We start from the raw sequence: 1,055 nt of genomic DNA, 5'->3' as shown, positions 1-1,055 counted from the left end.
CGCGGCGGCGTCTCGCGACGCGACGCGCCCGGCCCCTGCCCGACCGCGTCAGACGCCCGAGCTGCAGACGATCCGCTCCTCGGGGGCACCCACGGCCTTCGCGTAGGTCCGGACCCCGCCGACCGCACCTGCCCACGCGTCGCCGGAGGTCGTCCCGATCCGGAACGGCCCGGCCGACGCCGGCGTCGCACCGACCGGCTGCGCGGCACCGGTGACGACGCTGAAGTCGCCGGGCTCGTCGGCGGTGCCGAACGAGCAGGCGTCGAGCCGCACCGTCCCCGTCGCCGCGTCGCGGATGCCGACGAGCGCCACCCAGGCGCCCGGGACGACCGGGACCGCCGACGTCCCGACCGTCTCCGAGGTGCCCTCACCGGCCACGCCGAACGCCCAGCACGACGTCAGGCCGTCGGCGCACCCGTCGGTCCTCTGCCCGAGCGTGAACGCCGGCCCACCGGCGCCGTCCTGGCTCACGACCGTGCCCGCCCCGGAGCCGTCGGCCCGGACGACCGCGACCACCGAGTAGCTCGACGCGGTGTCCAGCACCGGACCAGTGGTCGACGCCCCGTCGCCGGACTCGTCGAGCAGCAGCGCGCGGTCGTCGTCCTCACCGAGGAGGTCGGCCATCAGACCGCCCGTCCACGTCGTCGACGGCGACAGCGTCAGCACCGGACCGCGGCCGCTCGGCGTCGCGCTCTCGGCGATCGCACCCGCGCCCTCGTCGAGCGTCCACCGCGCGTCCGCGGGCAGCTCGGCCGTCGGGGTGCCGACGGTGAAGCGGTAGAGCCGCTCCGAGCCGAGGTTGCCCGCCGCGTCGACCGCCTGCACGGTCAGCGCCGTCGGACCGTCGACCGTCGGGGTCCACGAGACCGTGGCGCCGGACTCACCGGCGGCGACGCGGACACGGTCGCGCACACCGGCGACCGCGTAGTCGAACGCCACGACACCGTCGGCCGCCGACGCGGAGAAGCGGAACTGCCCCGCGAGGCCCACGGCCCCCGCGGTCGCGTCCTCGGCGTACACCGCCGGCGCCGAGCCGGGCGCGGGGGCGACGTCGA

At 77.3% G+C, this 1,055-nt stretch carries 1 protein-coding gene; it reads right to left on the bottom strand.

Translation table 11 applies throughout. The features are described from left to right. Positions 1–48: 48 nt before the first annotated feature. Positions 49–1,055 (bottom strand): LamG domain-containing protein (locus HGA02_RS20120; RefSeq protein ID WP_168681202.1); only part of this gene is annotated, 1,007 nt, incomplete at its 5' end.

It is taken from the genome of Cellulomonas septica (assembly GCF_012396155.1).
Classification (GTDB): domain Bacteria; phylum Actinomycetota; class Actinomycetes; order Actinomycetales; family Cellulomonadaceae; genus Cellulomonas; species Cellulomonas septica.
Note: the sequence above shows the minus strand (reverse complement) of the source record. Positions and strands in the feature narration are given on the sequence as shown.